Annotated in this window: 2 protein-coding genes; both read right to left on the minus strand. The window is 69.9% G+C overall.

All coding sequences use genetic code 11. The annotated features are described in order from the left end of the window. Positions 1–207 precede the first annotated feature (207 nt). Positions 208–921 (minus strand): tRNA (adenosine(37)-N6)-threonylcarbamoyltransferase complex dimerization subunit type 1 TsaB, encoded by a 714-nt coding sequence (tsaB, locus tag ACUXVE_RS19995; protein ID WP_222388523.1) that lies wholly within the window; start codon positions 919–921, stop codon positions 208–210. Positions 922–930: 9 nt separating this feature from the next. Then, positions 931–2,979, minus strand: a complete 2,049-nt coding sequence (locus ACUXVE_RS20000; RefSeq protein WP_445515017.1) for an ATP-dependent DNA helicase — start codon at positions 2,977–2,979, stop codon at positions 931–933. Positions 2,980–3,366 lie beyond the last annotated feature (387 nt).

Below are 3,366 nucleotides of genomic sequence, written 5' to 3' on the forward strand. Positions count from 1 at the left end.
GGGGGGGGGGGGGGGGGGGGGGGGGGGGGGGGGGGGGGGGGGGGGGGGGGGGGCGCGGGGGGGGGGGGGGGGGGGCCCGCCCCCCGCGCGCCCCCCCCCCCCCCCCCCCCCCCCTCGCCCCCCCCCCCCCCCCCCCCCCCCCCCCCCCCCCCCCCGGCCAACCCACGGCTTCTGCTGTCAGCGACCCACCACCCCGCCACGAGGTGCTCAACCGTTGGCCTTCGCCTTGGCGTCCCGCGCCGCCTGCTGCTCGACCAGCGTCAGCGCCACGTTGTCCCGCAGGTACGCCGGCTCGACCTTCTCCGGCGCAATGCCTTCGCCGCGCCCGAACGCCGGTACCGCCAGTGCCAGCACATCCGCTGCACGTGGCAGCGCCGTTGCATCGAAGCGGCGCAGGCCAGCCCCCAGCTGCGCGACCAGCGCGCCCTCGGCCGCAGCAAACCCGGTGCCGACGCCGTAGACGGACGCAGCTTCCGGCAACGACACCGCCGCCGGCACGCACACGCGCTCGGCATCCCGCGCCACCGGCAGTCCATCCACGCGCTCGAAGCGTGCCACGTACAACTCGCCCATCCGCGCATCGATCGCCGACAGGATCTGCTTCTCTTCCACCGGCGCGCGCAGCGCCAGCACCTGCAGCGTCGACACCGGCAGCAACGGCCGATCCAGCGCCAGCGCGATGCCCTGCGCCAACGCGATCGCCAGGCGCACACCGGTGAACGCGCCGGGACCACGGCTGAGCGCGATGCCGTCCAGCTGGCGGCGGCTGATGCCGGCCTCGGCCAGCAGCTCCTCCGCCCACGGCAGGCTCAGTTCGGCATGCCGGCGGGGGGCGATCTCGAAGCGTTCCCGTACCTGCCCATCCACATGCAGGGCTACGGAACAGGCTTCGGTGGCGGTTTCAAAGGCGAGCAGTTTCATCGGATCGGGTCAGAACAGGGGGAACGTGGCGCCGGGAGCCGGCTCCGGCCCCGCCACGGCGGCGGTCGGGGCAGCGGCATCCGCCACGGGCGCCCATTGTGGCGCAAAGAAGGCCTGCACATCGGCCAGGGCCCGGGTTCGCCGGAACGGCGGCAGCGACTGCAGGAAGACCTTGCCATAACCGCGGTTGAGCAGGCGCGGATCGCACAGCACCAGCACGCCACGGTCGGTCTCGCTGCGGATCAGGCGGCCAACGCCCTGCTTCAGGGCAATCACCGCCTGCGGCAGCTGCTCGTCGCGGAAGGGATTGCCGCCCTGCGAACGTATGGCATCCAGCCGCGCTTCGTACACCGGATCATCGGGCGTGGCGAAGGGCAGCTTGTCGATCACCACCACGCTCAATGCCTCGCCGACCACATCCACGCCCTCGCGGAAGCTGGCCGAGCCCAGCAGCACGCCATTGCCGGATTCGCGGAAACGCTGCAGCAGGGTCGCGCGCGGCGCTTCGCCCTGCACGAACAGCGGCCAGGGCCCATCACGCAGCGCCTCGGCCGCCTCGCGCAGCGCCCGATGCGAAGCAAACAACAGGAATGCCCTGCCCTGCGAGGCCTGCAGCACCGGACGCAGCGCTTGGATCAGTGCGGTTCCGAAACCGCGTGCTGCCGGATCCGGCAGGCCTTCAGGCAGGTAGCACAGTGCCTGCTCGGGCCAGTTGAACGGGCTGGGCTGCACCAGCGTCTGCGGATCATCCAGGCCCAGGCGCGTGGCGATGTGCTCGAAGCCACCGCCAACGGTCAGCGTGGCGGAAGTGAAAATCCATGCAGCATGGCTGCGCTCGCGATGTTCGCGCAGCGGCGCGGACACATCCATCGGCGTGCGCTGGCAGCGGAAACCGCGCGCGGTCAATTCATACCAGAGCACGTCAGCAGCGGCGGCGGTCGCTTCTGCAGGATCGGCATCGAAGTCGAGCGCGGGTTCTTCATCCCCCAGCCAACGGCCCAGCCGCGAAATCGCCTCACGTGCGCGCGCATGGCAGGCATCCAGGCCAGCAGCGGCTTCGCGCAGCGGTTGCAATGCCTGCTCCAGCACCACCAGGCTGGACATCACCGCATCGAAACCCTCGCGCACCTGCGGCATTGCCAACGCGCGCCATTGGGTGCCACGCGCGGGTAGTCCCTCCATCGCAGCACGCAGCGCAGACAAGGCCTGCTGCAGATGATCGACCGGTTCCTGCAGTGCAGACTGCGCGCCACCCACGCCGCGCGCTTCAACCAGGCAGTCACGGCCCAGTTCCTGCCAGGGGCGCATGCCGAAGCCTTCGCCGAAGAACTGCGCGGCCAGTTCGGGCAACTGATGGGCCTCGTCGATGACGAACGCCTGCGCACCGGGCAGCAGTTCACCGAAGCCCTCCTGCTTCAGCGCCAGGTCGGCCAGCAGCAGGTGGTGGTTGACCACGACCAGGTCGGCGGCCTGTGCACGCTGGCGGGCACGCACGACGAAGCAGTCATCCCAGAACGGACACTCGTTGCCCAGGCAGTTGTCGACGGTGGAGGTGACCATCGGCAGCAGCGGCGAGTCATCGGCCAGGCCATCGAGTTCGGCGATATCGCCTGATTCCGAGCGACCGGACCAGGCCAGGATGCGCTGGAACTGTGCCGCCTGTTCCGGGCTGGAGAAGCGCGGCTCGCCGCGTGCCTGCTGCAGGCGGTAGCGGCACAGGTAGTTGCTGCGTCCCTTCAGCAGCGCGCTGCGCCCGCCGACGCCCAGTGCCTGGCGCACGCGCGGCAGGTCACGGTGGTAGAGCTGGTCCTGCAGCGCGCGGGTACCGGTGGAAATGATGGTGCGCATTCCGGACAGCAGCACCGGTACCAGATAAGCAAAGGTCTTGCCGGTACCGGTACCGGCTTCGGCGAGCAGCAGGTCGCGCTGCTGCATCGACGCGGCAATGGCCTCGGTCAGGCGCAGCTGCGCAGGACGCGGAACGAACGCATCCAGATGGGAGGCGAGCGCGCCGCCTTCGCTGAGGGCTTCGCGGCTGGCATGGACAAGGTCGGACATCAGGTGGAAAGGATACCCGGCCGGGCGCTGCCCGGCACCCGTTTCAAGCCGGGGCACAAGCAACGGCAACAGCGCTGTTCATGGCTCTGGGTTGTACTGGGGACTGGCGGGGGACTGTGGGGTTGCGGGGACGCCGTAAACCCGTCCTTGGGGGCTTGGCCGCGGCATCCATGCCGCGGACACCCCGCAACCCCACAGTCCCCCGCCTTCGACAGTTTCCTGGTGACGGAGGGACGCGCTGCGTAGGGTCGAGCTTGCTCGACTGGCAGTTCAGAAGCAGTGGGAGTAACCGGGAAAGAAGAAAAGAAATGGCAGCGAGCGCGCGCAGCGCGCGACCCGCTTTTGATTTTGATTTTGTTCTTGCCTGCGGCCCACGCGATGTATGGC

It is taken from the genome of Stenotrophomonas sp. 3(2025) (genome assembly GCF_052665395.1).